This is a genomic window from Reichenbachiella sp. (genome assembly GCF_039969095.1).
Taxonomy (GTDB): domain Bacteria; phylum Bacteroidota; class Bacteroidia; order Cytophagales; family Cyclobacteriaceae; genus Reichenbachiella.
Genome location: NZ_JBDVOL010000018.1, coordinates 1 through 5,193, shown reverse-complemented (window position 1 = coordinate 5,193; position 5,193 = coordinate 1). Strand labels below are relative to the sequence as shown.

2 protein-coding genes are annotated in these 5,193 nt (G+C 41.2%); both read left to right on the top strand.

The genetic code is table 11. The features are described 5' to 3' along the window. The coding region (locus ABJH98_RS20110; protein ID WP_348309585.1) for a putative Ig domain-containing protein at positions 1 to 465 on the top strand (465 nt) is incomplete at its 5' end. Positions 466 to 692: 227 nt separating this feature from the next. Continuing rightward, on the top strand, positions 693 to 5,193 hold a 4,501-nt coding region (locus ABJH98_RS20105), incomplete at its 3' end, for a cadherin-like domain-containing protein (protein WP_348309583.1).

The window sequence follows — 5,193 nt, the reverse complement described above, 5'->3', positions numbered from 1 at the left end:
GATCTGACCTTGTCGGCTAGTTTGGCAAACGACGGAGATTTACCCTCTTGGTTGAGTTTTGCCTCTGCGTCCAATACGCTCTCTGGCACACCTGTGAGAGGAGACAACGGAGAGATCAATCTCAAAATTACGGCTACGGATAAATCTGAAGCTTCTGTATCGACCACTTTTAAATTGACCATCAATTTTGTATTAAGTGCTGATCAAGGAGAACTTAGTAACCTTAACTTTTATCCCAATCCTACTAATCATATTCTGCATTTGACAATTGATAAAGATATGACTGGCGATATTCAGTTGGTGATGTTCAATCAATCAGGAAAAATAGTTCGTGAAATAATTTTGAATAAAACGCACCAGTCACAAGTGTTTGAAATAGATATTCAAAACCTGAGAAAAGGTATCTATCTAATGAAGTTGATAAACGAAAACACCACTTCAACATTTAAAATCAATAAGAAGTAAGTTCAGGATACTTATTGAATGCTAATAATAGCCATGATATGATTATCATGGCTATTATTTTTTTGCTCCATATAAAATTTATGCCTATTGGATTTAAATCAGATTTGTTTTAACAATTAAGAGAAAGATATTTCCTATATTTATGCTCGGTTTTTACCGACATTGCTAGAGAGAAAGGTTTTACTGCGCGTAATATTTTAAGGTTATCACCTCATATGTGAATTGCTATGAACCATCAAAATTATCTCTACCTCGAATATCAGAGAGCCCTTCGTAAATTCAGAAAACTACAACTCCGCTTTGAAAAGAGAATTTCCAAAGACACTTTTCAAGAACTCACGGCCAGGAGACGTTACAAGTTGCTCTCTCAACTCCGTAAACTAAAGCAGAAAATTGAACAGCTTTCTGGTAGATTGAAACTCGCCGCTGCTGCTGGCGCATTAACCTTATCTTTTGGCATACAAGAATCTCAGGCACAAGAGGAAGTAATTCCTTTCCCGCAAGCTGTAGTTGCTTCTGGAGTTCCTGGCACACCAAAGTATTTAACGATAGACAAAACCCTTGTCAATGACGAAACTACTGGTTCACAACAAAAACCAGATATATCTTATAACAACAACGATCATTTCGTAGCAGTATGGGAACAAAACGGTGATCTATTGGGTCGCGTAGTTGGAGACGATTCAGAAGAGTTCAACTTTGAAATGATAGGTGGAGAAGATGAATATCTTTATAATCCAGCTGTAGCCTTCAATGATGAAGGTGAGTTTGTCGTGGCGTGGGAAGAAACTGGGCCAGGCAATTATTCTATAAAATACCAACGATTCGTTGGGTTAGAGGATAACGGGACTTACACTGTAGCTTCTGGCTCAAATGCACATAGCGACGTAGATATAGATCTCGACAATTCAGGAAATCTAGTTGTTGCTTGGCAAGAAGAACAAAGTGGTATTCAAGAAGTTAATGCCATACACTATGCCGCCGACAATAGTACAGATGGTGAGTTTACAGTTAGCCAAAATTCTACCAATGACCAGATCACCCCATCCGTAGATATGGATGAAGAAGGGAATTTTATTGTGGTGTGGAAGGGAAGAGAAGGTAGTGGGACTACTTATAGTGTTCTTAATGTAAGAAAGTACAACAACGGCGTACCCCAAGATGATGCAGAAGTATTGATCTCATTTTCAGATTATTCAGCCAATAAGGCTAAAACGCCAGATGTAGACCTCAACGGTGACGGCAGTTTTGCTGTCGCATGGGAGTATGAAGATTTTGTTGGATCATCCGAATATATAAGAGCCCAAATTTTTGATGGAGATGGTTCTCCTCAAGTAGATGGGGACATCAGTGTCGCTGGCTTTTCATATGTTTCGAACCCTAAAATCGCTGCCGATAAAGACGGCGGGTTTGTTGTGGTTTACGACGCTGAAGATAATGGAACCTACGAATACATTCAAGGAAGCAGATACAATCGCTTTGGAGACGAAATAGAATCCTGGGATTTTTATAACGACGGAGGAGAAGACAATAGAGCGGGTCATCCTGCTATTGGCATGAATGATCGCGGAGATTTTGTCGTCGCCTGGGAAGACAACCTTAATGCCATTGGCGGGGAATGCACCTATGGAGATTGTGATGGTTATGGTATTTATTTTACACAATATCAGGATGGTGAAAATCAGCCTTATTCCGTTTCTTCCTCGGAAATAGTCAACACTTACGATAATGGAGACCAAATCCTACCTGCCATAGCCAAAGATGGTGACGGCAACTACGTAGTGGTATGGCAAGGATATAGTGGAGAAGACATACAGGATGAAATTCTAGGTCAGCGTTTTAATAATGAAGGTGAAAAAATAGGTGACGAGTTTATAATCAATACGACCACTACTGATGACCAAACACAGCCAGATGTGGCTATGAATGCGGATGGCGATTTTATTGTAACGTGGGCAAGCTATGACGAGGCAAGCTCCTCACAAAGGATATATGCACAGATGTATAATGCCAGTGCAGAACCCATTGGAACTGAACATTTATTGGCCAGCGAGTTCGATTATAGCGAACCAGCCGTAGCGATCGATGAGGATGGTGATGCTATCGTAGTGTATGTACAAGATTATTTCAATGTACTTGCTCGAAGAATTAATGCGGATGGCACACTTGATGGCGATGAATTTAAAATAGATGCCAAAACAGATAGTGGATCTCGAAGCTATCCAGATGTGGCTTTAGATAATGATGGGAATTTTGTAGCCACTTTTGGAATTAAGGAGGGGATCTACGAAGACACCTATTATAGACGATTTGATGCAGCAAACACGGCACTTGATGCCGAAGATGTTAAAATTTCATTCGGCTCACAATCCGAAACTAGGCGTCAGTCGATAGTCATGGATGGTGATGGCAACTTTGCTATCGCATATACGGAATACTACGATGATTATTCAGCTGTTTATTTGAGTAAATTCACAAGCGGTGGGGCCGGTGTTTTCGAAGATAAAGAGATAGTAAGTTATGCAACCAATGATTTTGTCCCGGGGCTGGATGTCAATAACAATGGCGAAATGGTCGTTTCATGGTCAGAGCCTTTTGATGGGGACCTAAACCCAGTATCTATGCTAGATGCCGACGGAGATTTTATCTTCGAGGGTTTCCTTCCTTTTAGCTCAAGTACAGGTAGCAATCCTGTGGTTATTGTGGATGATAATGGAAAAGCCACCATGGTCAGAGAAAGATATAACTACCCCAATGGATACGCAGTTTTTGCCTCCACCTTCTCCAAACCTCTTGAGATCAACATCGACGCTGGAAACGAATTCATAGTTAATGGTATTTCATCTGACGATCAAAACAATCCTGATATCGCACAAAATGCCAATGGTGATTTTGTAGTGGTCTGGGAAGATCATTATAACGGTTCAATTAGTGCATATAATATCAAAGCACAGCTGTACAACAGTGAGGGTGTTAGACAAGGTGCTGAAATGACAGTAAATGACGGCGGACTGGAAGTAGGTAGCCCAGAAGTTTCCTTAAATGACGACGGTAACTTTATGGTGGTGTGGACTTCGGACGGTGGTGATATTGGCGGAAATTCTGACGACATCGTTGGCAAAGTATTCGACTGGGACCGTGAAGTAGTAAAAAGTGAATTTATACTCAATACAGCTACCTCAGGAATCCAAAGGAATCCAAACATTGCCTTAAATGAAGAAGGTGGATTTATTGTTGTGTGGAACGATAGAAGCAACTTCTCCACCAATGCTATAGTAGCTCAGAAATATTCTTCTTCCGGTGCAGCTGATGCAGCTGGAAATCAATATTTAGGAGGAGTAGACAACACACATGAGCAGCTCGAGTTGGCGTTGGCGGTGAATGGCGACGGAGATTTTGGAATCACTTACCACTTTGACTACAGTGGCGACTATTATTCGGGACTAGCAGTCTACAAGTCATCTATGGAATTGATCTCCGATCAACCAGTTACTGAAAATACACAAGCAAGCAAGGCGGGAATAACAGCTGATGAAAATGGAGATTTTGTCGTGGTCTGGTCAGAGTATTATGACGAGGAAAATCCCTATCAATTATTGGCTCGTAGATATTCGAAAGTATCAGAAAATTTTGCTTCTGGTCCGCTAGAAGTGGCACAACCGAACGAAGGTTTCGGTCCCGCAATCGTAGCAGTAGACGACGGAGACTTTGTAGTTTCTTTTATCGATGATGTATCTGTATACGGAGTGTATACTCAGCGAATTTCTAGTGATTTGGAACCAATCGGTCCGACCAACCAGATCAATGAAATATCTATCGGTGACAGCTATCAAGTAGCTATGGCATCCAGCCCAGATGGCAGCTACACCATAGCTTGGGAAAGTGGATATGCCGATGACAATGGCTATGCAGTAGTGGCTCGCCAATTTGTTTCTCATAAACCTTCTGTAGAAATTTTTGGTTTGACTTTAGATGAAGGGGCAGAAAGCACATTGAGCTCTGAACATTTAGAATTAGGGAGCCCAGCTGGAAGCTCAGAAAATGCCTATATCACCTTCACTTCGATACCAGAAAATGGCACATTGACTGTGGAAGGTGGAGCTTTAGTTGAAGATGATGAATTAGGCATTGATGATATTGGCTTATTGACCTACACACATGATGGAGAAGAATCCACTGAAGATTCTTTTACTTTCACTGTAGCCAATGAAGACTTTGAAACCAATAGTCAAACTTTCTCTATTTCTATCAATCCAATAAACGACATTCCCGATCTGACTGCCAATCACGGGATGGAGTTAGACGAAGGGGATTCACAAAGTCTATATGAATCGCTCTCTGTAACTGATCCTGACAACAGCAGTAGTGAAATAAGCTATACACTCATTAGCGTGCCTGAATTTGGCTCTCTGTTCAGAGACGAACAAACCAATGCACTTGGCGTTGGTGATACCTTTACCCAATCAGAAGTTGGGTCTGGTACCATATCCTATCAAAACGACGGAAGTGAAAGTGCAACCGATGGTTTTGAATTCACACTTTCAGATCTGGAATCTACCTCTGAAACTCATCAATATGACATTACAATCAACCCTGTAAACGACGCTCCGACATTGGCCAACGCCATCGATGATCAAACAGGTACTGTTGATGATCCTTTTACTTTCGAATTGGCTGAAAATGTTTTTGAGGATGTCGATGGGGATGAATTAACCTTATCAGCTTCGT